This is a genomic window from Nocardia salmonicida NBRC 13393 (assembly GCF_001613085.1).
Classification (GTDB): domain Bacteria; phylum Actinomycetota; class Actinomycetes; order Mycobacteriales; family Mycobacteriaceae; genus Nocardia; species Nocardia salmonicida.
The window spans coordinates 24,558-49,316 of record NZ_BDBR01000039.1 but is presented as its reverse complement, the minus strand read 5'-3'; the positions used below and the strand labels follow the sequence as shown (position 1 = coordinate 49,316).

General features: G+C 68.2%; 23 protein-coding genes. 16 read left to right on the top strand and 7 right to left on the bottom strand.

The window, feature by feature from the left end; all coding sequences use genetic code 11:
* Positions 1-43 precede the first annotated feature (43 nt).
* Positions 44-1,939 carry a bifunctional DNA primase/polymerase gene (locus NS1_RS30015; protein WP_062989917.1) on the bottom strand — a complete coding sequence of 632 codons (1,896 nt, stop codon included), beginning with the start codon at positions 1,937-1,939 and terminating at the stop codon, positions 44-46.
* A gap of 381 nt (positions 1,940-2,320) precedes the next feature.
* The gene (locus tag NS1_RS30010) at positions 2,321-2,941 is read right to left on the bottom strand and encodes a hypothetical protein (RefSeq protein ID WP_062989915.1); all 621 of its coding nucleotides are present in this window, start codon (positions 2,939-2,941) and stop codon (positions 2,321-2,323) included.
* Positions 2,942-3,253: 312 nt separating this feature from the next.
* Between NS1_RS30010 and NS1_RS30005 the strand changes: the two genes are divergently transcribed.
* Genes NS1_RS30005 through NS1_RS29995 form a run of 3 tightly spaced genes read left to right on the top strand, consistent with a single transcriptional unit; the run spans position 3,254 to position 5,013 of the window.
* Positions 3,254-3,691: a hypothetical protein gene (locus NS1_RS30005; protein WP_157125466.1), complete on the top strand. Its 438-nt coding sequence runs from the start codon at positions 3,254-3,256 to the stop codon at positions 3,689-3,691.
* Positions 3,692-3,717: 26 nt separating this feature from the next.
* Positions 3,718-4,158 (top strand): hypothetical protein, encoded by a 441-nt coding sequence (locus tag NS1_RS30000; RefSeq protein WP_157125465.1) that lies wholly within the window; start codon positions 3,718-3,720, stop codon positions 4,156-4,158.
* A gap of 36 nt (positions 4,159-4,194) precedes the next feature.
* Positions 4,195-5,013 (top strand): hypothetical protein, encoded by an 819-nt coding sequence (locus NS1_RS29995; protein WP_062989909.1) that lies wholly within the window; start codon positions 4,195-4,197, stop codon positions 5,011-5,013.
* On the opposite strand, the gene NS1_RS29990 is transcribed toward NS1_RS29995, so the two are convergent.
* From NS1_RS29990 to NS1_RS29975, 4 genes are all read right to left on the bottom strand, one after another.
* A complete protein-coding gene (locus NS1_RS29990; RefSeq protein ID WP_062989907.1) occupies positions 4,977-6,539 on the bottom strand; it encodes an AMP-binding protein in 1,563 nt (520 codons plus the stop codon). The genes NS1_RS29995 and NS1_RS29990 overlap by 37 nt on opposite strands.
* 79 nt (positions 6,540-6,618) lie before the next feature.
* Complete coding sequence (locus tag NS1_RS29985; RefSeq protein WP_062989905.1) at positions 6,619-7,518, bottom strand: CE1 family esterase; 900 nt, start codon at positions 7,516-7,518, stop codon at positions 6,619-6,621.
* A gap of 85 nt (positions 7,519-7,603) precedes the next feature.
* Positions 7,604-8,545: an SUMF1/EgtB/PvdO family nonheme iron enzyme gene (locus NS1_RS29980; protein ID WP_084504650.1), complete on the bottom strand. Its 942-nt coding sequence runs from the start codon at positions 8,543-8,545 to the stop codon at positions 7,604-7,606.
* Positions 8,546-8,611: 66 nt separating this feature from the next.
* Positions 8,612-9,391, bottom strand: a complete 780-nt coding sequence (locus NS1_RS29975; protein WP_062989903.1) for an aminotransferase class IV family protein — start codon at positions 9,389-9,391, stop codon at positions 8,612-8,614.
* Positions 9,392-9,594: 203 nt separating this feature from the next.
* Here NS1_RS29975 and NS1_RS40405 point away from each other — a divergent pair, with 203 nt between their 5' ends.
* Positions 9,595-9,786: a hypothetical protein gene (locus tag NS1_RS40405; protein ID WP_157125464.1), complete on the top strand. Its 192-nt coding sequence runs from the start codon at positions 9,595-9,597 to the stop codon at positions 9,784-9,786.
* 252 nt (positions 9,787-10,038) lie between these two features.
* Here NS1_RS40405 and NS1_RS29970 read toward each other — a convergent pair whose 3' ends face one another.
* Positions 10,039-10,488: a helix-turn-helix transcriptional regulator gene (locus NS1_RS29970; protein ID WP_062989901.1), complete on the bottom strand. Its 450-nt coding sequence runs from the start codon at positions 10,486-10,488 to the stop codon at positions 10,039-10,041.
* Positions 10,489-10,740: 252 nt separating this feature from the next.
* Here NS1_RS29970 and NS1_RS29965 point away from each other — a divergent pair, with 252 nt between their 5' ends.
* From NS1_RS29965 to NS1_RS29910, 12 genes are all read left to right on the top strand, one after another.
* Complete coding sequence (locus tag NS1_RS29965) at positions 10,741-12,174, top strand: hypothetical protein (RefSeq protein WP_174562696.1); 1,434 nt, start codon at positions 10,741-10,743, stop codon at positions 12,172-12,174.
* Positions 12,174-12,848, top strand: coding sequence for a DUF8176 domain-containing protein (locus tag NS1_RS29960; RefSeq protein ID WP_084504648.1), 675 nt, complete (start codon positions 12,174-12,176; stop codon positions 12,846-12,848). Before NS1_RS29965 ends, NS1_RS29960 begins: the two co-directional genes overlap by 1 nt.
* Positions 12,849-12,860: 12 nt before the next feature.
* Positions 12,861-14,840, top strand: coding sequence for a cutinase family protein (locus NS1_RS29955; RefSeq protein WP_084504646.1), 1,980 nt, complete (start codon positions 12,861-12,863; stop codon positions 14,838-14,840).
* Positions 14,841-15,064: 224 nt separating this feature from the next.
* Positions 15,065-16,711, top strand: a complete 1,647-nt coding sequence (locus NS1_RS29950) for a peptidoglycan DD-metalloendopeptidase family protein (RefSeq protein ID WP_062989895.1) — start codon at positions 15,065-15,067, stop codon at positions 16,709-16,711.
* On the top strand, positions 16,708-17,436 hold the full coding sequence (locus NS1_RS29945) for a hypothetical protein (protein WP_062989893.1): 729 nt from the start codon (positions 16,708-16,710) through the stop codon (positions 17,434-17,436). Before NS1_RS29950 ends, NS1_RS29945 begins: the two co-directional genes overlap by 4 nt.
* A gap of 155 nt (positions 17,437-17,591) precedes the next feature.
* Positions 17,592-18,059 carry a hypothetical protein gene (locus NS1_RS29940; RefSeq protein WP_157125463.1) on the top strand — a complete coding sequence of 156 codons (468 nt, stop codon included), beginning with the start codon at positions 17,592-17,594 and terminating at the stop codon, positions 18,057-18,059.
* A 39-nt stretch (positions 18,060-18,098) separates the two neighbouring features.
* A complete protein-coding gene (locus tag NS1_RS29935) occupies positions 18,099-19,397 on the top strand; it encodes a MinD/ParA family ATP-binding protein (protein ID WP_062989889.1) in 1,299 nt (432 codons plus the stop codon).
* A 14-nt stretch (positions 19,398-19,411) separates the two neighbouring features.
* The gene (locus NS1_RS29930) at positions 19,412-19,819 is read left to right on the top strand and encodes a hypothetical protein (protein ID WP_062989886.1); all 408 of its coding nucleotides are present in this window, start codon (positions 19,412-19,414) and stop codon (positions 19,817-19,819) included.
* A 13-nt stretch (positions 19,820-19,832) separates the two neighbouring features.
* Positions 19,833-20,087 (top strand): hypothetical protein, encoded by a 255-nt coding sequence (locus NS1_RS29925; RefSeq protein WP_062989884.1) that lies wholly within the window; start codon positions 19,833-19,835, stop codon positions 20,085-20,087.
* Positions 20,088-20,114: 27 nt separating this feature from the next.
* The gene (locus NS1_RS29920; protein WP_062989882.1) at positions 20,115-20,867 is read left to right on the top strand and encodes a DUF8175 domain-containg protein; all 753 of its coding nucleotides are present in this window, start codon (positions 20,115-20,117) and stop codon (positions 20,865-20,867) included.
* Between the two features lie 13 nt (positions 20,868-20,880).
* A complete protein-coding gene (locus NS1_RS29915) occupies positions 20,881-23,115 on the top strand; it encodes a hypothetical protein (RefSeq protein ID WP_063816309.1) in 2,235 nt (744 codons plus the stop codon).
* A gap of 21 nt (positions 23,116-23,136) precedes the next feature.
* Positions 23,137-24,741, top strand: coding sequence for a hypothetical protein (locus tag NS1_RS29910; RefSeq protein ID WP_063816313.1), 1,605 nt, complete (start codon positions 23,137-23,139; stop codon positions 24,739-24,741).
* Positions 24,742-24,759 lie beyond the last annotated feature (18 nt).

The window sequence follows — 24,759 nt, the reverse complement described above, 5'->3', positions numbered from 1 at the left end:
TTCCCCCGCCACGCTCGCCGGCGGGGGAACTTACGTCTACGGCTCACCCTTCCTCGACGACCGCGGCGCCGAGCTCGTTCATCAGCAGCGCCAACGCGAGTTCGTCTGGGTCGCCAGGGTCTTCGGGCACGGCATCGGGCGGTCGGCCGGGTCCCGGACCAGCCGCGCGGGCGCCGGGGGCGACTGATTCCATGTAGTCGTCGTGGTCGGCGGCCGCCGCAGAAGCGCTCGCAAATCCGGACAATTCCCGGGCGGACCAGTTGTCCAGCACCATGTCCCAGAAGTTCCAGAACTCGGCGCGCTCGCGTCGATGGCGGGCGATTCGGTCGGCGCGTCGTTGATCTGCCAGGGCGCTGACCAGCGGGATGGCCTGGGGCGTGCGCTGTGTCCGGGAGATCCAGCCGTGCCCGTAGTCGACCATGCCTTCGGCTGCCAGGGTGGCCGTGGCCCGGGTGACGGTGGCGGCGCTGACTCTCGAGGCGGCCGCGAGCGCGCGAGGTGCGACCGCGGCTCCGGGGGAGGGTTCGATCGCGGTCAGGATCGTGTGTACCCACCAGGCAGAAAGGCCGAGTGCACCCCAGACCTGGTGGACCGGTTCCGGCTTGGCGGCAAAGGCCTCCCATTCAGCCGCTCGCACCGGTTTTCCCGCGATCTTAGGCTCAACCAGGGCCAGCCGATCGCCGGCGTGTGTACGCGCCGACCAGGCTTCTACAAGCCGCACCGGCGATCCTTCGGCAGCGATCAGCTTCTGCAGAACACCCCGGGTTGTGTCGTCGCCGAGGACCCCGGCCGCCACCGCCAGCCAGCGGCCTCCCACCGCTGCGCTACCCCTTCCGCTGAGCGAGATCGCGTAGGCCAACGCGGTAACCACGGCCAGAGCCGAGAACGTTTGTTTGCCTGAGAACTCACCGCTTTCGAGAATCCACTTTCGCGCGGCCGCAAGTTTCCAGCGAATCGGTCGGAGAGCAGACATCCCCCCCGTGTGTAGTTGCTCGGGTTTATGCGCGGAATAAGACGATTTCCCTGCGATCTTCGCCGCGGCTCTGCCGCGGGCATGGGCGATAGCCTTGTTCCACTCGCCGCTGAGCAGCCGTTGCCCGTCACGACGCTCGGTGTAGCTCGCCCAGAACGCGGCCCAGGCCGGGGACTGGCGGGTTGCGCGAATGTCGGCCAGCGACCAGCCACGCGAGGCGTGGTGGAACAGGGTGGACAGCCGGGACTCGCTGGCGGAGTTGTGGTGTGGCGCGACGGTGCCATGCGCGCAGAAGTCAGGTACCCACCAGGGCACAGGTTTGCGGGTCGGTGCCGGGTCCACGGCGTAGTCGGCGTCGACGACGAGTTCGTCGAGCGCGGGGCCGTGCATCCGGTCGCGATCCTGCTGCGGCAGCTCGTTGAGGTGGCTGGTCAGGAAGAGCTCGGGCGCCACGGCCGCGCGGAGCTGCCCGATCAGGTTGGGCGCGGAGCGGTGTTCGATGGTGTGGAGGGCGTCGTCGAGCGAGCCGAGCAGCGTGCGGAATCCGCCGCCCTTGCAGCGCGACCCGGGGATGGTGATGCATCCCTGGTCGGGGTTGAGCATGGGCTGAGCGTCCAACGTCGGCAGCTGCTCGCACAGCTCGCGGAACAGGGGCCGAATCGTGCGCTGTGAGACCGAATCCTGCAACGGCACATAGACGTGGACACCGCCGCGGGGGCTCATGTCGGCGAACCAGCGGCCGCCGGCGGCGGTGAGCCAGGAGGTGAGGCGGTCGACGTCGCGGGCGATGGCGGCGCGGCGGTCAGCGAGCGGACCTGACTTCGGGGGGTCGAAGTCGAAGAACAATACCGTCGCGCGTTCGGCGCGGTCGTGGGTCATCACAGCGGCGGGTCGGTCGGGCAGACGGCCCCACGACAGGCGCCCCTCGTCGTCGAATTTGCCGGTCTCGGGCGCGTGGAGCCGCATCCAGTGCCGCCCGGCGAGGCGGGGAGCTAGTTCGCGCCACAGGCGGTGAGCCGTGTCGCGGTTGTCGAACCCGAATGGGGGCTCGAGCAGCGCATATGCGCCTTCAATATCAGGAGAGTTGGTCTCGGATTGGTCGACACGACTCGATCCGGTAGCGCCGGAAAAAGGGCGTGTTGTATCCTCGACCTCAGGTTCCTTCAGCAAGAGAGGTCCTTCTCTACGGGTTGCTGAGGGTGCCACCAGTGGGGACGAGCTGCGAACTCGTCCCCCAAGACTTAGATTGATGACTCTCGGCTTGGCAGAGCCGGGGGTCATTGGTCTTTTCGGGGCACTTTCGGGTCTATTGAGTTGTCGGCTACCGCGACTCTCGGCGGCGGGGTTTTACGCTGATTCCTTCAGGGTCCTCTGGTTCAAGTCGCGCAGCAGTTCTTCTTCTGGGACGCCCGTTTCCCGCGCGAGGAGTGCGGTCACGAAGCGTCCGGCGCTGAGTCCACGCTCTTTTGCGATCTCGTCGAGCTTGGTCTTTGCAGCTTCCGACAGCCATAGCCTCTTCGGGACCAAGGTGAATTGCGGGTCCGGCCCGGGTTTTCCGCTTTGACGTGCCATGGCGACCATCCTTACATGCGTGTCATTCGACGGGCTAGGCGACACGCGAATCTCTGGGTCCAGAGACTGAATCGGGTCTTGCTGCGACTCGTCCCCACCGACACCGGCCCAGTGCTCATCGTCGATCTCGAGGACCAGAGGCACCCCGCGGATGACGCCGTCGGACCCAACCTGGTTGAACTGGAACGGAACTACCTGGCCGTACGTGCAAGCGAGCGCGAAAGCGGCGGCCGTGAGAACAGCTAGCGTGTCCTCGACCGTCGCGCACAGTCCCGCGGCGAGGGCAACCGGAGACCGGAATCCGACCCGCGCACCCATCGCGGTCGCGTCGACGAACTCGCAGCGAGATTGAATCTCGCTGGGACGTATCAGGAACCGACCGTGCTCCGTGTGCATCGTGGTACTCCCTCCTCGTCGCCCGTGCCCGCCCCGAACGAGTGTAGTCGTCTGCGATCAATAATGATCGTTTAGGGTCTGGTCTACACCACGACCTGCGACGATGCAAGGCTCCATCCCTCGCCGGTAGCACCACGGGCCAGTGTGATCCAGCGGGCGGAAATCCGCCGACGTGACGTTCGGAATCCGTGGCGGGGTACCGCGCGGGTATACCGACGTGGCACCATAAGAGGTGGTGACGCTAGGATTCGTCCGGCGTTCGGGCGGGGGCCGCGCCAGTGACCTGCGAACCTGTCAAGGAGTGGAGTGGCGGTGAGACGACGTCCCGACCGGAAGGCCACCCAGCCTGAGCTGAGTGTGTCCGAGATGGTCGACCAGCTGTTCAACGAGCGCTGGCCGAAGGGTCACAAGATGGCGACCGTCGAGGTCGCCCAGTTCGTCTCGGAGACCACCGACCGGGACGTGGATCGCCAGTACATCTACCGAATCCGCACCGGCAAGGTGACCAAGGTCGACGCGGTCATCCTCGATGCGATCGCCAAGTTCTTCGGCAGGCCGCTCAACTACTTCTCGCGCACCACGGCCAGCGAAGACGACGACCTGTCGGCTCTGCTGGTGACGCTGCGCAGCCGCGACAACGTCACTCCGGACGACTTGACTCCCGAAGCCCGGGAAGAACTCGCACGTCTGCTGCGCCAAGCCCGTGAGGTGATCGACGGGGGCACGACCGCTACCCAACAGGCTGGTTGATGTTCACCGGCCGACGGATGGATCGTGTGGTCTCTCGGATCACACCGCCGCCGGGCGCCGTCACTGTCGAGGAAGTGGTCGCGCGCGCCTGTCCCGAGGTCGGCATGAAGGTCGTCGCGCTGGCCTCGGTTGCTAAGGGCTCCCCGTTCTCCGGGTTGTCGGTGCGGCCGTCCTCCGGGTCGGTGGCGGTGCTGTTCTACCCGCAGCAGGGCAGCCTCGAGTACCGCGTCCACATCGTCGGCCACGAACTGTGGCACCTGATCAGTGGGCACCGCTGCAACAGCATGCCCGATGAATCCGGCCTGCGCGGTCGCTGGGGGAGATGGCGATACGCGCGCCGCGAGGCCCAATGCGAGCGCTTCGCCCAGAAGCTGGGGCTGTCGGTGTCCCGGCAGCAGAATTTGCTGGTAGAGCCGCGTCCGATAGCTGGCATGATGCTGGACGAGGCTTTCGGTGTGAGAGGATAAAACCACCTGTACCGCGCTCGGTGAAACATTTCGGGGGTGAGCTTGGTGGTTTCGATTGTCGCGTGGCTCGCAGCAGGTCTCGGCGCGATATTGGTGATCCGGGGCCTGCTCAATGCGCTGCCTGCGCAGACGGTATTCGGGATCGCGTTCGGGGCGTACGCGATGTCGTTGCTGGTCTACGCACCGCTGGGGTTTGCTCGCGCCGGTCACGCGCTCACCACCTCCGATCGGATTTTGGGGGCGAGCGCCGCCACGGTCGGCGGCTGGGCGATTTTGAGCCTGACCATGGCCATCCATTGGTCTCATAAAACGGGCAGTCCCAGTTGGACGAGCCCAGAAATGACGCGGCGGCTCACGATTCTGGGTGCGCTGGCTGTTGCCTCGATCACAGCTTTGGCGGTGACGCTGGAGTGGCCGGGGCAGCCGCCGATGGCGCCGAGTACCGATTTCATCAACGACTTCGGTGATCGGTGGAATGTCGTTGTCTACCAATTGATTTTCGCCGTCTGGATCATGGTGCCCTGCGGCATGCTGACCTGGATGACGTGGGAGTACCGCCGGGGTCCGGCGCGCTGGCTCACCGCCGCCGGTTGTGCGGTCGGGGTGTTATGGGCGGTGTGGAAGGTCATCGGCACGCTGGCGAGGTTCTTCACCGGTGAGCGCATCGCGATCGAGTCGCCGGTCAGCGTGGCGAGTGCGGCTACAACGGTCGTGCTGATCCTGACCGGTCTGCTGTTCGGCCTGGCCGGTCGCGTGATCGCGGGGGTCTCGGCCCGACGCGGCTACAGTGCAGCGCGCCGGGCCGACGACGATCGGCACTACGGCGACGATGTGGAGTCCGAGTCCGCGATCTGATCGCGCAGCTGACGCTTGTAGACCTTGCCCGAGTCGTCGCGGGGCAGCTCGGCGACCACCTTCACGGTCCCGGGCAGCTTGTAGTCGGCGAGCTGGCCGCGCAGCGCGTCGACGACCGACTCGGCGGTCAGCTCGTGGCCGGGCCGGGCGACGGCGAACGCCACGAGAGCTTCGCCCAGGTCGCCAGCGTCGGGGACACCGAGCACCGCGACGTCCTCGACGGCGGGGATCGCGGCGATGGCGTTCTCGATCTCGGCGGGGTAGATGTTGACCCCGCCACGGATGACGACTTCGCTGTCGCGCCCGGACAGGTAGAGGAAGCCCTCGTCGTCGAGGTGGCCGAGGTCGCCGACCCAAATCATGCCCTCGATGGGACCGCTGGGTGCGCCCTTGCCCAGGTACTCGAATTTCGGCCAGTAGTCGGCGCCGCGGACGTAGACCCGGCCGGTCTGCCCGGTCGGGACCGGGGTGCCGTCCTCGTCGGCGACGACCACGGCTGAGCCGTCGACGGGGCGGCCGACCGAGCCGGGGTGGGCAAGCCATTCCGATGCCGAGACCCAGGTGATGGTGCCGCATTCCGTATTGCCGTAGAACTCCCACAGCGCATCGCCGAACATCTCGATCCCGGCGCGCTTGACCGCCGGCGGGCAGGGTGCGGCGGAGTGGATGACGTGGGTCAGGCTGCTGGTGTCGTAGCGGGCCCGGACATCGGCGGGCAGAGACATCAGGCGCGAGAGCATGGTCGGCACGACTTTGACCTGCTGGATGCGCTTTTCGTCGACGTGCTGCAGGAAGCGTTCGGCGTTCCAGCGCGGCATGATCGTGATGTTGGTGCCCATCCGCAGCCCGAGCACGGCCAGCGCGTTGGGAGAGGTGTGGTAGAGCGGGCCGGCGACCAGCATCTGGCCGCCGTCGGCCAGGCCCATGCGCTGGGCGGTGCCGCTGGCGATGGAGAACAGCTGCATCGGCGTCATCCGCTCGCGCAGCACGCCTTTGGGGGCGCCGGTGGTGCCCGAGGTGTAGATCAGGCCCATGCTGTCGGCGATCGCGCCTTCGACGTGGCCCAGCGGTTCGGGCTGGGACTCGATCCAGTCCTCGAGCAGGGGATGGCGGCCGGTGGGCTGCGCCAGGGACGGATCGAGGCCGGCTTCGTCGAGCAGTTCCTTGGGCATGGCGATTTCCAGGATCGCGGGCTCGACACCGGCGTGTTCGCGCGCGGCCTCGATGGTCGGGACGAACTCGGTGTGGGCGATCACCAGCTGCACGTCGGCGTCGCTGAGGACGTGGGCGACCTCGGGGGCGCGCCAGCGGGTGTTGATCGGCACCGGGTTGCCGCCGACGGCGGCGATCGCCAGGGAGATTTCCAGGAACTCGATGTCGTTGCGGGCCATGACCGCGACGCGGTTGCCACGGCCGATCCCGGCGGCGCCGAGCGCGGCGGCGAGGCGTCCGGCGCGTTGGTGTGCGTCGGGCTGGGCACGAACGCGGGCGCCGCAGCTGATGGTGGGGGCCGATTTTTCGTTCATATCGGCGAGTCTGCCACCGATCCGGCATTGGGCTACTGACGACGTGGGCCAGGCTGGGCGCCGGCAGCGGTGTGCGTGGTCAGCTGGCTGACGGAGTGGGGTAGGGGAGTCCGAAGAACCGGGCGAGCTCGCGCGGGGTGTCGAACTGTGGTGGTGTGCGGGCGAAGGGGATCCGCGGTGGTCGCGAGGCGCCGGGGATTTCGTGGCGGCCGCCGTGCACGGTGAACAGAGTGACCGGTGCGCGGTCAGGCTGGAGGTGGTCGGTGCGGGTGATCGCGGTGCGAGCATCTCCGCGGTGGGTGCGCTCGGTGATCGGTGCGGCGGTGATGCCGTTGCGGCCGGCGAAGTAGGCCGCGGTGTCGACAGCGGAGTGGTGCTCGCCCTTGGAGAAGTGGCCGTGGAAGCCGACATGGCCACCGGTGTAGGGCGCCAGCGGGTCGTCGGTGCCGTGGACCAGGACCAGCGGGACCGGTACGGCGGGCTGGTCGGAGACCACCCGGTTCGGCGAGGTGGGAAGGTCGGCGGAGATGATCGCGGCCGCGGTCAGCGCCTGCGGCTGGTCGTGCAGTAGCCGGATCACCATCTGCCCGCCCAAGCTGAACCCCACCACATAGACCTCGCCGATGCCGAACCGGTCCCGGCAGTCCTCGATCAGCGCCGAGAGGAACCCGACGTCGTCGACGGTCTTCACGATCTTGAACGCCATGGTCGCGGACCGGGCCCCGTTCCATTCCCGGCGCACCGCGTCGGGATAGACGACGACAGCCGCGCCGTCGGCGCTGAATCGGTCGAACGCGCCGCGGGTGAAGCGCCGCAGGCCTGCGCCTGTCTGGTAGCTGCCGTGCAGCATCACCAACAGCGCGGCACCCTCGCGCTGGCTGACCGAGCGGGCGGCCGTGTAGGTCCGGTCCCGTCCTTGGTGGGGCAGGGAGTGACGGGTGAGCAAGATGTCTGGGTCGCTGGGGACTCGCCTCCACATGAAATCGATTGTGGCGGTCGCCGGATCGGCCCGACACCCGCCACGCCGGGTGCCACAGCCAGGCGGCCCGCCGTCATGGCCGTCGCTACCGGGCCGGGGACGCGGCGGTTTCCGGTGGGGCGATGCTGGTGGTCACGCACCGGAATCCGGTGTCGTCGTCGAGCATCGTGTGGCTGGCGTCGTTGAACGAGGCGGGCTCGCCGCGGTCGAACGGGCTGGTGAACGCGCCGCCCTTGAGTTCGAACCGGCCCGTCGACGTGTCCGAAGAGGTCCATTCCCACGTGTTTCCGACGCAGTCGTACACCCCGTACGGGCTGACGCCGCTGGCGTAGTTCGCGACCGGGGTGGTCCGCCCGGGCCCGGAGCCGCGAACGTTGGCTTTCGCCGGCGTGGGCTGCTTGCCCCAGGGCCAGGTGTTGCCTCGGGTTCCGCGCGCGGCCTTCTCCCACTGCTGTGTGCTCGGCAGGGTCTTGTCCGCCCACTGCGCATATGCGCAGGCGTCGTCGTGGTCGATCCAGACGACCGGGTGCTCGACGAGTTCGCGTGGCGGCACCGGACCGTTCCAGTGTCGTGGCGGCCGATGCCCTGCGGCGGCGACGAAATTGGCGTAGTCGCCGTTGGTGGTGGGAAAGATGTCGATCCAGAATCCGCCTACCCAGACCGGCTCGTCGCGCGGCCCGGACAGGAAGATCCCCTCCGGCACCCAGACCATGCGCTTGCCGTCGGAGGGATGGCGCTGGTCGGTGCTGATTTCGGGTACGTCGAGATCGCGGGTCTCGCTGAGGGTTTCGGGGGAGATGGCCGCGACGAACCGTGCGATTTCGGCTTCGGTCAGGCGCTCCAAGATGGTGTCGAGGGCTTGCTGGTTGATCGGTCGCGGCCGAATATTCTTGCCGCCACCCTCCCACCGCGAGATCACGCTGGGATCGACACCGATATGGGCGGCGAAATCCACCAGACTCATTCGGCGCGACGCCCGCAGCGCGGCCGCCTCGGCACCGGTCCACTCGCGCACCACAATTGCCATCGAGGCTCAGCTTCCTTCCCTTGGGCTGGAAGCTGAGCCTAGTCAGTGCGACAGCGGCGTGCCCGGTCAGATGCGCAGCGCGGGAATGGCGTTGTACTCGGCGCGCAGCTTGGCGATGAGTTCCTCGTCGACGGGCAGGTCGATGTCGTCGATGCGGCTGATGGCGCGGACGCCGACGGCGGCGTTGGTGGCGATGGCGCCGTCGACGTGAGCGAGTTCGGCCAGGGAGATCGGTCGGACCGCGATGTCGGTGTCGAGGGTCTGGCTGAGCAGTCTCATGGTGATGCCGGGCAGGACGTCAGCTTGTGGCCAGACGAGCTGGCCGTCGATGATGACTCCGATATTGGACGTGGCGATTTCGGAGATGGTGCCGTCGGGTCCGATGAAGAGTACGTCGTCAGCGCCAGCCCGCTGTGCCAGGCGCCGCTGGTGCAGCGCACCGAACAAGCCGGTGTGCTTGGTCTTGGGCAGGTCGCGGGTGTAGACCGCCGAGTTCAACGTCAACGGCCCGAGCTCGGCTGGTGGGGCTTCGCGGAAGGTCACCAAGGGCTGTGGCGTGGCGTCGGCGCCGGGACGTCCGAGCGCGAGAGTCGGGTCGTAGACGGTGACCCGCACGACGAGGGCATCATCGGTCTCGGGCAAGGCCTGGCGGATGAGGGCGCGGACCCGGTCGGGATCGAGGTCGACGTCGAACAATGTGCGGCTGTCTCGGGTCAGCCGATCCATGTGCTGGGTCAAACCACGCACCGCGCCATGGTGGGCGCGCATCGAGGTGAAGTGCCCGTAGCCGACCAGCCCCAAGGGGGCGAGTTCTTCCAGGGTGATCGGCGATCCGTCGAGTTCCATGCTCGCAGTTTGTCACCGCCGCGGCCCCCTCCCCAGAGCCCCCGGTGCCCAACGCCAGTGAAACGCAAGTGCAACGCGGCGAAGCGACAGTTCCCGGTGACCGCGCCTACCTCGATGCTGGGAGACATGGAATCAGCGATGCCCGCGGTCGAAATCGCCACCGGCAGAGACGGTCTGCGCGCCCGGGGCGGGCGGAGCACGCGATGAGGGATGACCTTCCGCACCGTGAGCCGGGGGCGACGTTGCCTGATGGCCTGCCCGCGCAGGCCGCCCTGTCTCCCGGCACCGAAGAGGGCGGGCCGGATCCCGGCGGGCCCGGCGCGGGCCGAGGGTACTCCCGCGACGCGAAGACGATGCGCGATGTCGCCGACGGATTGCGCCGGTGGAGCGGGTGATCCGCCCTCGTAGAGAGCGCCGTTAGCTGGACATGTGCTGTGGGTCACAGCGGTGCTTTATCGCGCCGTTACACCACGAATAGCCGCTTCGTTGCAAAACACATCCGACCTGCCCGAACATCCAGGCTGGTCTTCTATCGGGTGGGCGTGGTTTACTGTGACCCAGGCGCTACAAACTCAGAAATGATCGCGTAGGTAGCAGGGGATCGAATGGAACGACAAGACGTTCGCCAGGGGAAGGGACAGGCGATGTTAGGTTGGACGGTTACCACCAGGGCGGCGCACCCGCGCGAATGCTGCCACGACCAGCTCCTCCGGGATGCCGAGCGCGGCAGCGAGTTTGGGCGCCGCGTCTTCGGTCAGCCGGGTGACCCGGCCACCCTCGATCGCCGCCAGAGTGCTGCTGGGCATCCCGGCGCGCGTGGCGCATTCGACCTGGGTCAAACCGGCGATGTTGCGGTAGTAGCTGATCGTTCGCTCGTTTTCGGGCACCACGATGAGCTCGTCGAGCCGCACACCGAGCTTGCTGGCCACCTTGCGCAGGATGGGCAGCTGCGGGCGGCGCGAGCCACGCTCCCAGTGGTAGATCGTCGACGTGCCGACACCGGTCTGAATGCTGAGTTCGAGCACGTCCCAGCCCTTGTCCTCGCGCGCGGCGACGAATCTGGCCGGGTCGAATCCGGTCATGATCGTCCTGCTCACAGCGCCCCTCGCCGTTGGTCGCCCATGTGTCGACACACTGCCTCCTCGGATATACGATCGTCACAACAGACTGTAGAAAGAGACTATAGAAACAGAGACAGGCGGGGGCGGTTGGACGAATAACTACTTCCTACCAGCGGAAACGCTTGAGACAGACCCGTCCCCTTGCGGCAAACAAGAGGACGGGGAAACCCACTCCACGGGCAATGGCTGGACACCTGGGCCCGGGAGTTTCGGCAGATGGAGGTCTGCATGTTCAGCGTAGATCGATCGCACAAGCACGTCAGGATCACGCGGATGCGCGTGGCCGTCACCGCGCTGCCCCTGGCGGTGGCGCTGTGGGGCGGCGCCGCCACGGCGCACGCGGTACCCGGCGATCAGGCCGGTGTCACCGACTCCCCCTCGACCCAGGGCGGGGTCACCCCGGCACCGTCGGGCGATCAGCCGGGTGTCTCGGCGCCCAAGGTCACCCCGCCGGCGCGCCCGCAGGAACAGTCCCCGCTCGGCGTGATCATCCCCGATCCGCCGACGCACGCCCCCAGCGAGTACCAGTCCCCGCCCAGCGGCGGTGGCGGCGGCGTGCAGGTCGGCCCGTACTACGACTCCCCGGCACCGAGCGCTCCGGCTCCGCAGCCCTACTACTACGTCGAGCCGCCAACCCCGCAGTACCGCGCGCCCGCGCCCGCCCCGGCGCCGAGCCTCGGCGAGGAACTGCTGACCCTGCACGCCCCGGCCCCGGTTCCCGAGAAGCCGAAGTACTGGGTGCCGGTCGGCCCCGAACGCCTCGGCTCCAAGCGTGCCTCCATCGAGACGCCGTCGTTCGTGCCGGTCGACGTGGCGTGGAAGTCCGACGCCTACATTTCCGAGGCCCAGCATGCAACCAACACTGCGCTGCAGTCGGTGGGCATCTCGCCCTCGCGTGCCGACGCACTGGCCGGAGGAACCGTGATCGGCGCGGCCGCTGGAACCTGCATCGGCGCCACGGTCATCGGCGTCCCGGCGGCAGTTTTCGGCGCGGTGGCCGGTGGCCTGATCGGCGGCACGATCGGCGGCGTCGCCGGTGCCGCGATGGGCACGCTGATCCCGGTGCCGGTCGTGGGCACCGTCACCTCCGGTGTCGCGGGGACGGCGCTCGGTGCCGCTGCCGGTGCTGCCGCCGGTGCCGCGATCGTCGGCATCCCGGCCGCGCTCATCGGTGGCGCCGCAGGCGGAGCCATCGGCGGCCTGGTCGGATTCGTTCTGCTCTCCGACGACGGCTCCGAATACACCGGCCCGGGCGTCGACGGCGAGATCCCGATGGAGGAGCGCGAGGTTCCCGAGCCCGGCCCCACATTGACCGAGCAGTTCACCGCGCAGGCCGAGACCGCGATCACCGCCGGTGAGGACGCTGTCGAGTGGGTCGAGACCCAGCCCGGTGGCGAACAGATCCTCGACCAGGCCGCCACCGTGGTCGACCAGGCCGAGACCTGGGTGCAGCAGCAGCCGTGGGTCGAGCCGGTCTCCGAAGTCGTCAACACCACCGTTGACGACGCGGTGGAGTGGGCACAGCAGCAGCCCTTCGCCCCGGTCGTGGATGCGGCGATCGAGGTCGTCGAGCAGGCCCAGCCGTTCACTCCCGAGCAGTTCGGGCCCCTGACCGACCAGGCCAACCAGGCGCTGGCCGCGGTTCAGGGCGCGCTGGGCTGATGGCGGGGCAGTCGCGGCCACCCGCCGCACCCACCGGGCTGATCGACTGGTTCGGCGCGGCCGGGCGCACCCCCAAGCGCGGGGACGCCATGCTGCTGGTGCCCGCGCCGAAACCGCGACGCACCCGCACATTCGGGCCCCGTGCTCGCAAGTCCGGGCGCATGACCCGGGTGGTCCTCGGCGCGGCGGCGGCAACGGCGGTCACCGCCGGTGCGGTCGCCGCGCTCGGCGGCGGTGACGAGGACTCGACCACCACCGCGCTGGTACCCGCGATCAGCACCGCGCCGAAGACCACCTCGCCCGCCAGCCAGTGCGGGCCCGCGACCGAACCCGGGGTGGTGCGGGGGAACGGGCCCGGCGGCACCGATTCCGGGCCCGCGGCGATCCTCGCGTTCGAGCACGCCTATTACGTCGCGCGCGACGGGGTGAAGGCACGTGAGGTCGTCGCCGAAGACGCCCACGTCAACCCCGCCGAGTCGATCCAAGCCGGCGCCGACGACACCCCGGCCGGAACGGTCCACTGCGTGGTCATCCGGCCCGAAACCCCCGGCCAGTTCTACGTCGAGATCACCGAGTACCGGCCCGCCACAGCGGAACCGAAGCTCATCCGCCAGCGCATCACCACCGTGACCAGCCAGGGTCGCACCCTCATCACCGACATCAGCAGGGCCTAGAAGGGGCAGGCGATGAAACAACATTGGGCTCGAAAGGTCCTGGTAGGAGCGGTCGCCGCCCTATCGGTGACCTCGGCGGTGACCATCACCGGAGCCGGAAACGCCGCCGCGATCGGCGCCGCGGGATGCACCCCGTACACCGCGCTCATCGCACCCGGCACGTGGGAGACCACCGCGGCCGCCGACATGTACCAGCAACCCGCCAACGGCATGCTCAACCCGCTCGGCAGCGGCCTGAAATCCAAGTTCGGCAACGACATCACGGTCCTGTACGTGCCCTACGCCGCCAGCGCGTTCGATCAGGGCCTGGCTTACACCCAGTCCAAGGCGACCCTGACCAGCAAGATCAAAGAGATCCTGACTGGTCTGTGCTCCTCGACGAAGCTGGTACTGGCCGGATACTCCCAGGGCGCGGACGGCATGGGCGATGTCGCCTCCGAGATCGGCAACGGCAAGGGCCCGATCGGCGCGGAGCGCGTGCTCGGCGTCGGGCTGCTCTCGGATCCGCGACGCGACCCCAAGTCCACTCTGGAACTCGGGACGCAGCAGGACGGCCACGGCATCGCCGGGGTTCGCCCCGAGGGCTTCGGCTCGCTGACCAAGGTCACCCGCTCGATCTGCGGTGACGGTGACCTGTACTGCTCGGTCTCCGACAGCGCCTCTCCGATCGTCTCGGCGATCGGGCAGACCCTGGGCGGCAACACCGACTCCAGTTCCGACAGCGGACAGCTCGCCAGCTCGCTGGTCAGCGACTTCTCCCGCGGTGACCTGGCGGGTATCGCCTCGACGGTGTCCACACTGGCCGATCGCACCAAGTCGCTACCGAGCGAGAACGGCGTCGAGTCGCTCTCCACCGCCACCGACGTCGCCGGCGTGGGATCGGGGGCCAGCTCGCTGGTCGGCACGCTCACCCCGCTGCAGGACGTGGCGACCTTCGTCAAGGACAACCCCTCGGCGGCCGAAGCGTTGAAGACCGCTCCGCAGGGTTCCAACGAGGCGGCGGCGAACTCGGTGCTCGACGCGGTGAGCAAGATCGACATCACCGGCGCGATCTCCTCGGCGGCGTCGCTGGCCAACACCGCCAGCCAGCTGCTCTCGGGCGGCGGCTCTACCAGCGCCAGCACCACCACCGGCGGGACGAACGCCAAGGACGCCCTGTCCACCCGCGCCGATCAGCTCTCCACGGCGACCTCACCGCTGACCAGCCTCGACACCTCGACGCTGTCGTCGGGGCTGTCGATCCTCAAGCTGCTCAAGCCGAACACGATCATCAAGCAGATCACCAACGCGGTCACCGGCGCGGCCTCGACCGCGGCGAACCTGCCCGCGATCCTGGACTGCTTCGTCAAGCTGCCCGGGGCGATCGCCACCGGCGACATCAACGGTGCGCACAAGCTCGCCGGAGACATCAACAACCTGTTCTCCCCGGTGATCAAGATGGCCGCCGGGGTGGACCTGTCGCTGATCGCCTCGATCATCACCGCCGCCAGCGTCTTCGATCCCTCCGGGACCGCGACGATCGTCGGGATGGTCGTCGGGTTCCTGGCCAACCTCGACATCGTCCGCATCGCCAACGACATCGGCCAAGCACAGGAAGTGCTGTGGGCCGCGGTCGACAAGCTGACCAAGGGCGACCTGCTCGGCGCCGGGGCCGCGATGACCGGGCTCGCGCCGGTCGGCATCGACCTTGCCGCCGCGGTCGCCTCGATGTTCACCGGCGGCGGCACCAAGACCGACGTCTCGCAGCTGGGCAAGTCCGGCACGGTCGGCCAGCAGGCCAACGCGCTCTCCACCAGCGTCGGCTCCGCCGACCTGGCGGGCATGGCTAACGCGCTGCTGGGCATCGCCGGGTCCGACGGCGTGGGCGATCTGGTCGACGTGGCCTCCCAAGGGCTCGAGGTCGCCACCTTCTACGCCTCCGGTGCCCACGTGAACTACGGGCAGGGAGTGCAGCAGCTGCTGACGTTCCTGTCCGGCCAGATCCCCGCTTAGCCAACAGATTTCGATACGAGACGAAGGGAGGAGGGTGACCGTGCTGACATCGACGGCCTGGGCGGGCAAGACGCTGTTCGGCACGGTCTCCCTCTGCTCGGCGAGCTCGCCGACCACACCATCCGCAGGAGGACACGGGCAGCCGTAGAAGCCAGCTCCATTTCTCTTTTGTTCGTGCCCTGGGCGGGGTCGATCCACTGACTGACACGAAAGGCGTTGACGCGATGAGCGACTCGGCGACCGGTGCTTCCAGCAAAGGCTGGAGCCTGGTTCTCGCGGTGGCCGCCATTATTGTGCTGTGCTCCGGCGCGCTCATCGGCTCCGGCGGTCTTCCCAAGACCCCCGACGCCTCGAACTGCCTGCCCACCAACAGCAACAGCGCCCCGTCCGGATCGGTGATCTTCCCCCTCAAGGAGGGCACCTACACGGTCTCGGACACCTTCGGCTCTCGCGGCGGTGCCCACCTCGGCGTCGACCTCGCCGCCCCCGACGGCACCCCGATCTACGCGGCCACCGACGGCGAAGTCAGCGCCGCCGGTACCGCGTCCGGCTTCGGGCACTGGGTCGTCGTCGACTCCACCGTCGGCGGCCAGAAGGTCTCGATCGTCTACGGCCACGAATGGGCTCACGGCGTGCTGGTCAAGAAGGGCCAGAAGGTCAAAGCCGGTGACCACATCGCCAACGTCGGCAGCGACGGCGAATCCTCCGGCCCCCACCTGCATCTGGAGGTCGTGCCCGGCGGCCGGTTCAACGGCGGCAAGCAGATCGACCCGATGCCCTGGTTCGCCCAGGCCAAGTCCCCGACCGACGCCAACGTCCAAGCCGCCGGACAACCGAGCAGCTCGCGATCCGCCGGCCCGACCGCCGCCGGCACCACCACCGCGCAGATAGCGCTGGCGGCCGCCACGGGCCGCACCGGCGGTGTCGGGTGCGGCCCGAAGGTCGGCGCGGGAGGCCTGGACGTGTCCAAGTTGCTCGCGGAGTATCCCGCCGCCGCGGAGTACATCCCCTGGATCAACAAGGGTGCCCAGGCCTGCCCGGACACACCCGCTCCGCTGATCGCCGCGCAGCTGCGCAACGAGTCGGGCTTCCAGAAGGGGCTGGTGTCCCCGGCCCAGGCCATGGGTCCGGCCCAGTTCCTCCAGGGAACGTGGGATCAGCATGCGGTCGACGGCGACGGAGACGGCAAGCGCGACATCAACAATGTCGCCGACGCGGTGATGTCGCAGGCGGCTTACAACTGCGAGCTGATGCGCATCGTCAAGGACGGCCTGGCGTCGGGCAAGCTCACCGGCGACCCGGTCGAGCTGATGCTGAGCATGTACAACTGCGGACCCGGCGGCACCCTCGGCGCCGGGCAGGTGTGCCAGAACGCCGAAACCCTGGCCTATGTCAAGGAAATCCCCGACACTGCCCGCCGCTGGTCGCTGCCGACACCGCAGCCCGGCGCGATGCTCGCCGGTGGGTTCGGGCAGCGCGCGGCCGCCGCGGCGCGACGCTGGGAAGGCTCGCCCTACGTCTGGGGTGGCGGCGACGCGAACGGTCCGACCGGCGGCCTGGACGGGGGAGAGGTCGGGTTCGACTGCTCCGGACTGATGATCTACGCCGTCGCGGCCGCCTCCGACGGCAAGATCATGCTGGACCACTACACGACCCGCCAGCTCAACGATCCGCGCGCCACCCCGGTCGCGCCCGATCAGCTCGCCGCCGGTGACCTGGTCTTCCCGTCCGGCGGCGACCCTCAGCACGTCGCGATGTACGTGGGCAACGGCGAGGTCGTGCACGCACCGACCTTCGGTGTCCCGGTCAAGCTCTCGCCGATCGCTGAGGCGGTCGGATCCGATTTCCAGGCACGGAGGTTCACCGCATGACCGCCTACGCCCGCCGCACCACCTATCTCGCGAGGAGCACCAACGTGAAGCTGTCCAGTACCGGTCCGGCCCCGACACCCGCGCTTCAGCGCGCGGTCCAGGCCTACCGTGAACAGCACGGCTACACCGATCCCGACCGGGCGCAGCCGCTTCCCGATTGGCTCATCACCCACCTCGGGCCGGTGCCGCACTGGCGCCACAGTGAACGGTGGTTCGCCCTCGCCGAGCAGGTAGCGCTCTGGCGCGAGCAGCATCTGATCACCGACACCACCACCCCGCTCGGTGAGCAGCCGACCAACCCCGACGCCGCCGATCACTGGCAGGCGCTGCACACCCAGATCGACAAGCTGCGTGCCCACCTGCTCGTCGCCGATGAGCCCAAGTCGTGGGGACATTGGGCGCAGCAGTGGGCGATGTCGCTGTTGTGCCTGCTCGGACTCGATTTCGGCTTCACCCGAACCGAACTCGGACGACCCCTGAGCTCCGATCGGGTTCACACCCTCAACGACTGGGTCTTCGGGCACCTGGCCGCCACGGCGCTCACCTGGGTTCCGGCCGTGGCCGTAGTGCTGCTGGTCTGGGGCGTGACCGCCGTCTACATCCGATTGACGACCCAGCAGCCGATCTTCGATCCGCTGATCCGGGCAGTAGCCGTCACCGCCCAGTACACCGTGGTGGCCGCGCTGGTCACGGCCGCGTGCATCACCGTGAACGGTGTGCTGTGAACCCGGCCAACGCGCGCCGCGGAACGCGCTCACTGCTCGCCGGAATCGCCGTCGCGGTCGCAATCACCCTGTGCGCGTGCGGAACCGGGTCTGACGAGTCAACCTCGACCACATCGAGCACGACCGGCCCCCGTGCCCAGCAGTGGACTCCAGGCATGGACGGGCCGTCGACGCGGCGCTCGGTGACCACCGTGCCGTCCCTGCCGACTCAGCAGACCGGGCCCAATCGCACCGACCCGGTCGCCGTCGCGATCGCAGCAGCACAGATCTGGTTCGCCTGGGAACCGGGCACCGACAACGGACCCAACGCGGCTGCGGCACGGACTGCCCCGCTACTGAGTTCGGCCTACGCCGAGCAGGTCACCGCGACCGCGCCTGTCGGGTCTCCCGGCGCGGACTGGATGGGGTGGGCGGGCCAGAAGGCACGGATGGTCGTGACCGCGCATCGCGGCGCCGAGCCGACACCGCCCGCGACGGCCACGACCGCCTACACCCAGCTCGTGGTCGAGCAGGCGGTGACGCTGCCCGACGGCACCACCACCCAGACCCTCCAGAAGATCGTCGACGTGAAGCTCACGCGGGGCTCCAACGGGTGGGAGGTGGCCTCTGTCCGACCACGGTGACCACCCCGCCCATCCGCACTCACTGAAAGGAAGCACTCCATGACCGAACGCAGCTACCCCGCCGAGCCAGCCGTCAACCTGCGGGCAGTCCGCAAAACCGCACCGGCGCCCAAACCCGCTGAGGACGACGACCTGGACCAAACTCCGGTCTCAGGCGGGTCCGCCGCACGCATCCCGCTCTCGGGCGACGCCGATATCTTCGCCGCCACCCGCCGTGAAATCGACGCCCCCCGCCCGTCGGTCGACGAACTGGCAGGGATGACGCCAGTAGCCTCCGCCGATGATCACCCTGCCCGCTGGGGATTTCGCGGATGGGCCAACGCCACCACCGGCGGTCTGCTGGGGCTCAAGCCGCGGCTGCCCGAGCTGGAGGCGCGTGCCGCCCTGGCCGCGGTCAAGCAGCAGTGGGTCGGCCACCAGACCATCATGGTCGCCAATCCCAAAGGCGGCGAAGGCAACACCGTCACCGCGCTGATGCTCGGCGCGATCTTCGGTGAGGCTCGAAGCCACACCGGCGGCGGCGTGGTCGTGTGGGATGCGACCGACGCCGACGGCACCCTCGGTGCCCGCGCGGCCTCGGATCTGCCGGAAGAGGCGTCGGTGCGGCTGGTGCTCGAGGACGCTGATCAGCTGCTCGACCCCTCGACGCCGACCTCGGCGCTGACCGGGTACCTGCGGATGCAGCCCACTCGCAATGAGATCCTGCCCTCGGGTGCGGCGCAGGCCGGGGTCCAGCTCACCGCCGACGAATGCCGCACGGTCCACCAGATCCTGGCCCGCTGGCGGGATCTGATCATCCTCGATACCGACAACAATCGCACCCGCTCCAGCTGGCTGTGGGCCGCCTACACCGCGCACCTGATGATCGTGCCGATGACCTTGCGGGAGGACTCGGCCATCGTCGTGTGCCGCACCCTCGCCGCGCTGCACGATCTGGGCCTGCACACGCTGGTCACGAACGCGATCGTCGTGCTCACCACTCCGCCTGGCGGCGTCACCGAAGAACGCCGCGAGGCGATCCTGGGCGCGCTGCGTTCCCGCGGAGTCCGCAACGCCGTGGAGGTCCCGTGGGATCCCGACCTGGCCGCCGGCGGCCGCATCAACCACTCCAAGCTCTCGGAGAACACCGTCACCGCGTGGACGCGGGTCGCGGCGATGGCCGCGACATCGCTGGCGGTGTCCTCGCCGCTGCGCACCCCGACCTACCGCCCGTTCGCTCGCGGCAACGGCGCCAACCTCGAATCCCTGGTCGGCTTGCAGCGCACCGACATCAACGACCCCCGACCGGACAGGCCGCTCATTCCCGCGACCGATCGTGTACGGCGCTTCGGCGCCTAGAAAGGACTCTTCGCATGAACAGCATCCGTACCACCACCACCCGCGCCGTCGCGGTAGCGGGCATCGTCACAATCGCGGTCGTGTTGTCGGGTGGCGTCGCGTCGGCTGCCGCCGGCGACGCCGCCACACTGATCCTGGCCAAGGGCACCAACCCTTGGGATGGGATCACGCCGGACTTTTCGGTATTCGGCGTGGAATTCACCAAGGCCTGGCAGAAGATCCTCGGCGGGGCTTGGGGGTTGGTCTTCGTGTGGCTGGCGTTCAGCGCCCTGCGTGCAGCTGGCGAGTACGCAAGCGCGCGCAAGGGCGGATACGCCCAGAGCTTGTCCGAGAAGACGGCTGGCCTGCGTGACGCGGTAGTCGCGCTCATGATCTGCGTCGCGCTGCCGTTCATCTTCGCCGCAGTCATCGCCCTGTTCTGATCGGAGTCCTGCTATGGACGCGTACCCGCTCATGAACGTGCCCAGCGTTTCTACCCTCGTCACGGTCTACGTGGTGCTCTACGCGCTCGCGTTGGCGCTGAGCCTGGTGATCTCGGCGCGAGCATGGCGCGGGTACATGCGGGTTCGCCACCAGGGCCCCGCACACCTGATCTCGGAGCAGTACGAACATCTCCGGTCCGGACTCGCCGGGTTCGCCGGGCTACTGGCCTACGGTGCCGTCGCCCTGATCGCCTATCTCGTTCTCTGACCACACCATTCCCTGATTGGAGCCATCATGGCCAAGAACTTCTCCAAAGTGACTCGCGGGGCGGCCGCGACCAACGCCGCCCAGCCCGCCACCGGCGGCCGAACCCCCGCAGCGGCGGGAACGGACACCGGGTCGGCGAAGAAGGGCAGCTGGACCTCCCCGCCCCGGCTCTACATCATCATCGCGGCCGCGATCGTCGTGACTGTTGTCGCCGCTCTCGGGTTCTCCGGGGGGAGTGACAGTTCCGACACCGCGACCAAGGTCGAAACTGTTCACGGCCCGACCTCGTTCCAGGACGGCATCCCGTCGGGCTACACCCGTGACAAGGGCGGTGCGGCCACTGCAGCGGTCAACGTGATCCAGGCGATCAGCAAGGCCAATCGGGGCAAGGCCGAGATCGGGCAGGTCCAGGCGCGGTTGGTCGCAGCCAATCCGTCGCAGGCGCTGACCAAGGCGCTGGCCGACGCCAAGGGCCGTCCAGCCACTGACGACGTGTTCAACACCGTGCCCGCCACGGTGACCGTCGGCTCGATCACCGAGCAAGAGGCCGAAGTCGCGGTGTGGACCGTGACCGCCGGGCAGTCGGCGATCAACGCCGCAGGGCAGAAGGCGATGAGCACGGTGTGGGCAACCACCACGGTCGCGCTGGTGTGGGAGAACGGCGACTGGAAAGCCCGCGACTGGCGGTTCAAGGTCGGTCCGGAGCCCTCGGAGGTCTCCGACCCCACGCAGGCGGCCAAGGACATCGAGTCCGGCTACTACTCCTTCTTCATCAACTGAGGGGGAGGACACGATGATTCGTCGAATAGTCCTGCTGATTGTCGCCGCAGTGCTGGGCCTGATCACCGCCGCCACCGGCGCCGGTGTGGCCAGCGCGCAGCCGAACAGCTCGCCGGGTGATGCCACGGCGGGGTTGTCGAGCACGTCGCTGCCGCAGGGCTTTCCGGCGGATCTGCGCAAGTACATCGGTGGCACCGAGGAATTCAAGGCAGCCGAGTGGTTCACCGGTGCCTGCAAGGATCGCGGCGGCGATCTGGGTGCCTACCTGTCGGCGATGCTGACCGCCGAGAACCGCCTGATGTGGTGGTCGATGCCCGATGAGGCCAAGAAGCTTCTGCTGACCGGGTCGCTGGCGTTCAGCGCCGTCGACAAGGCCGCCGTCGACGCGGCCGCCGAGAAGTTCATCCAGGAAGGTCGCGAGCCCGACGACTCGCAGCTGCCCCGGGTGTTCCCGGCCGGGGACGCTACCTACCACCCGCCCAAGGGCGTGTGCGCCGACGACCTCAAAGCCTGGGCGACCGCGTCGTCGAACACCTGGGGCTTCGAGTGGACCGCGCCTGACAACGCTTCGCTCAAGGCCGCCCAAGCGGCCAGCGGCGGCGGCGATGTCCCGGCAAAGGCGTGGACGGAGCCGTGCTCGTCGGACGAGCTCGGCATCTACTGCGCGCACGCGTTCTTCGTCAACTGCAACAAGGCGGGCACCAACGTCGACGAACTACAGCGCTGCCGTGAATGGAACACCGCAGTCGGGCGCCTGTTCGCCGGAACCGCGAACTGGATCGACCAGAACACCTCCGCCGGCGACCGCATCGGGGCTGTCCTGGGCGGGACGGTGTCGCGGGCGCCGAGTTGGCAGGCAGGTAAATGGGTCGTCTCTGCCCTGACCGGAATCGGCAGCTTCGTCGTCAAGTCCGTGAAGTTCATCGACGACCCGTCGACGATCGCCGACGAGTGGGCCAACGCCATCAAGCCCGACGCGATCGACTTCTCCACCAAGGTGCTCAAGTCCCTTTCGAGCACGTCGCATTTCGATCCTGGCGCGGACTGGTTCCGCAGGCAGTACGCGGTCGCGGTCGCGATCGGCATCATCGTCATGGCCTTCATGGCGCTGTTTGCCGTGCGTCGGGCATCCCAGCGTGGCGGCGGCTCGCGGGAGCTGGCGACCTCGATGTTCCAGTACCTGCCCCTGGCCATGTTCCTGGCGCTGTTCTCTCCCGGCCTCGCCTCAATGGTGCTCGAATTCACCACCACCCTGTCGGACAGCCTGGCCGAAGCCGCGGGCACCCCGACCGGGGAAGTGATGGCCGAAGTCGCCGGATTCAGCAACGCCACCTCCAAGACGTTCCCTGGCGGATCGCTGATGGCGATCATCATGTTCGGGCTCATGCTCATCGGTGCGCTGGTGCTGTGGCTCGGGCTGATCCTGCACACCTACGGAATGGCGCTGGCCGGAGTGGTCAGCGGCATCTCGGTCGCGTTGATGATCCACCCGAAGTACCGACACAAGGCTCTGCGTCCGGTCTACCTGTTCCTGGGTATCGCGTTCAGCGTCCCGCTGCTGTTCCTGCTGCTCAGCGTCATCTTCTCCCTCGCCGCGGCAGTAGACGTGGGCGGCGGCGACGGCGGCATGGACACGCTGGGCCGGATCATCCAGGTCAGCGTGGCCATGGTGATCGCCGGACTCGCGCCGTGGAGCCTGCTCAAGTGGGCGCCGATCACCCCGACCGCGGCCGACAGCGAAGACCTCGGCAGCAACTCGCCCTCGATCATCGGCAATGCCGTCGACTCCACCGGCAACGCCATGCTGTTCGCTCGCGGTGGTGACAGTGGCGGCGTCGGCGGGACTCAACCCGGGGTCCGCACCGACGGCGGCAGCGCCGGATCGAACGGCCAGGCCGGCGCCAACGGATCCGCAGGCGCCAACGGCAGCAACGGTTCCAATGTCACCGGCGACGCCGGGAACCCGCTCACCCACGCCTATCAGGAACGCGGACAGCGTCCCGACCCGGTGGGCTCCGGCACGCATCCCGGCCTGCAGCACAGCGGCGAGTCCGGTGGGGCGGCGGGCGGCCGCGCGGCAGCGGGAACCCGTGCAGGTGTCGCCGGCGGTGAAGCGGCCGCAGGCGCGGCTACCGGCGGTGCCGCCATCGCTGCGGCGGTCGGTGTGCAGACCGTGGCTACCGCGATCAACAAGGCCAAATCCGAGGCTGACGACACCGCACCGCGGGTCGATGACGACGACCGCTAGCGAGCGAGACAGGAGCAAGTGATGACAACACCCACGATGGAACCGCGGACAGCTCAACTCGACCCGCAGGTCCGCCACCGCGGCCTCTTCGGGATGTCGCGCCTGATGGTGATCGTCTGGTCCATCACGGCCTTCGTCGTGATCCTGCTGTGGATGTCGGTTCGCGGATGGACCGGCGCGATCGTCGGGATCGCCCTCTTCGCTGGCGTCTATCTGACCACCAACGAGAAGGGCGGCGAGGACTCGATCGCCAAGCGGGCGATTTTCCGGTGGCGCAACCACTCCCGGCGCCGGCGCGGTGAGCACATCTACTACTCGACTGGCGATCGGGGCGACCGCACCGGCGTGCCTTCGCATGACTACAACCCTGAGACCGATCCGGCGTGGGAGCGTCCGGTGCCGCTCGGCAACGTCGCCCCGCTGGACCTGGCCGGAACAGGCTTCGACTCGTTGTTCATCTTGCGCCACGCCAATCCGGGGGAACCCGAATATCTGTCGGTGATGCTCCAGGTCGAAGGCCTCAAGGGCGGGCTGCGTTCCAACCCTGCTTACGCCACAAGCTGGGCGCAATTCGGCTACCTCATGGCCGAACTGGCCAAGAAGGACTCCCTCATTCGGGGCACCCAGCAAATCCACCGATCGGTCGCCTACGACTTGACTCCGCACACCAAGTGGTACGCAGATCACCTGGTCAATACCGATGGCAAGCTCGAAACGATGGTCGACTCCTACTGGGGTCTGCTCCAAGCGATCCGGCCGATCGCCGAAGAACACCGAGTCTGGTACGTAGTCAAGATTCCTGTCGACCAAGCGTTCCTGGCACGAGCAGCCGGAAGAGACAGCTGGGGTGATGGGCGCCGAGCCGAGATCGGCTGGGCATCGGTGGTACGTGACGAGCTTCAACGCTTCGTGTTGCTGCTGGAAGGCGCCGGAATGGGCGAAGTCACCGTGCTCGGCCGCCAGCGCACTTGCGCGGTGATCCGCTCGCTGATGGACCCCTCCTTCGCCCTCGATGACGACCGCGATGCCGATTGGGAGTCCTGCTGGCAGTCCTACATCGGCGAGCATCAGTCGGTGGTCGTGAACGGACGGTGGCACACCGCCGTTGCACACATCCCGCCTGGCGGGGTGGACGCGGAGCTGCTTGGGCCGCTGTGGTTGCACCCGCTACTCGTGGGGGTGGCGGCCGACGAAGGTAGTGACGACCAAGAGCGGGCCGCGACCATTCGTACGGTGTCGGTGCGAATGGATTTCCTTCCGGATGACGCTGCCCGTGCTCAGGCGGTGGAGGATCTGACCTCTGATACCGCCAACGACCTCGAAGAACGTCAGAAGGGACGTATCGACGACGGCACCACCGAGACCCAGATGACGGCTTCCCAGCGGCGCCGTCAAGATCTCAAGCCCGGCAAGAACATCCACGGGTTGGACTGGTCGATGTGGGTGTCGGTCACCGGCAGGGACGCCGATGACCTGCAACGGGCGTGCCTGCGGGTGTCCCAGGCGGCAGGCCGTAGCGCGATCAAGCGTCTCGATTGGCAGAACGATACTCACGACGTCGCTCAGATCGCCACACTTCCGCTCGCGCGGGGCATGGCTGGTAGCGCTGCGGCTCGGACGGCATAGGGGCTTGAGCACGATGAC

Coding starts and splice junctions, on each gene's coding strand:
- NS1_RS30015 (WP_062989917.1), bottom strand. CDS start 1,939: ATGCGGCTCCACGCGCCCGAGACCGGCAAATTCGACGACGAGGGGCGC.
- NS1_RS30010 (WP_062989915.1), bottom strand. CDS start 2,941: ATGCACACGGAGCACGGTCGGTTCCTGATACGTCCCAGCGAGATTCAA.
- NS1_RS29990 (WP_062989907.1), bottom strand. CDS start 6,539: ATGAACGAAAAATCGGCCCCCACCATCAGCTGCGGCGCCCGCGTTCGT.
- NS1_RS29985 (WP_062989905.1), bottom strand. CDS start 7,518: ATGTGGAGGCGAGTCCCCAGCGACCCAGACATCTTGCTCACCCGTCAC.
- NS1_RS29980 (WP_084504650.1), bottom strand. CDS start 8,545: ATGGCAATTGTGGTGCGCGAGTGGACCGGTGCCGAGGCGGCCGCGCTG.
- NS1_RS29975 (WP_062989903.1), bottom strand. CDS start 9,391: ATGGAACTCGACGGATCGCCGATCACCCTGGAAGAACTCGCCCCCTTG.
- NS1_RS40405 (WP_157125464.1), top strand. CDS start 9,595: ATGAGGGATGACCTTCCGCACCGTGAGCCGGGGGCGACGTTGCCTGAT.
- NS1_RS29965 (WP_174562696.1), top strand. CDS start 10,741: ATGTTCAGCGTAGATCGATCGCACAAGCACGTCAGGATCACGCGGATG.
- NS1_RS29960 (WP_084504648.1), top strand. CDS start 12,174: ATGGCGGGGCAGTCGCGGCCACCCGCCGCACCCACCGGGCTGATCGAC.
- NS1_RS29955 (WP_084504646.1), top strand. CDS start 12,861: ATGAAACAACATTGGGCTCGAAAGGTCCTGGTAGGAGCGGTCGCCGCC.
- NS1_RS29950 (WP_062989895.1), top strand. CDS start 15,065: ATGAGCGACTCGGCGACCGGTGCTTCCAGCAAAGGCTGGAGCCTGGTT.
- NS1_RS29945 (WP_062989893.1), top strand. CDS start 16,708: ATGACCGCCTACGCCCGCCGCACCACCTATCTCGCGAGGAGCACCAAC.
- NS1_RS29940 (WP_157125463.1), top strand. CDS start 17,592: ATGGACGGGCCGTCGACGCGGCGCTCGGTGACCACCGTGCCGTCCCTG.
- NS1_RS29935 (WP_062989889.1), top strand. CDS start 18,099: ATGACCGAACGCAGCTACCCCGCCGAGCCAGCCGTCAACCTGCGGGCA.
- NS1_RS29930 (WP_062989886.1), top strand. CDS start 19,412: ATGAACAGCATCCGTACCACCACCACCCGCGCCGTCGCGGTAGCGGGC.
- NS1_RS29925 (WP_062989884.1), top strand. CDS start 19,833: ATGGACGCGTACCCGCTCATGAACGTGCCCAGCGTTTCTACCCTCGTC.
- NS1_RS29920 (WP_062989882.1), top strand. CDS start 20,115: ATGGCCAAGAACTTCTCCAAAGTGACTCGCGGGGCGGCCGCGACCAAC.
- NS1_RS29915 (WP_063816309.1), top strand. CDS start 20,881: ATGATTCGTCGAATAGTCCTGCTGATTGTCGCCGCAGTGCTGGGCCTG.
- NS1_RS29910 (WP_063816313.1), top strand. CDS start 23,137: ATGACAACACCCACGATGGAACCGCGGACAGCTCAACTCGACCCGCAG.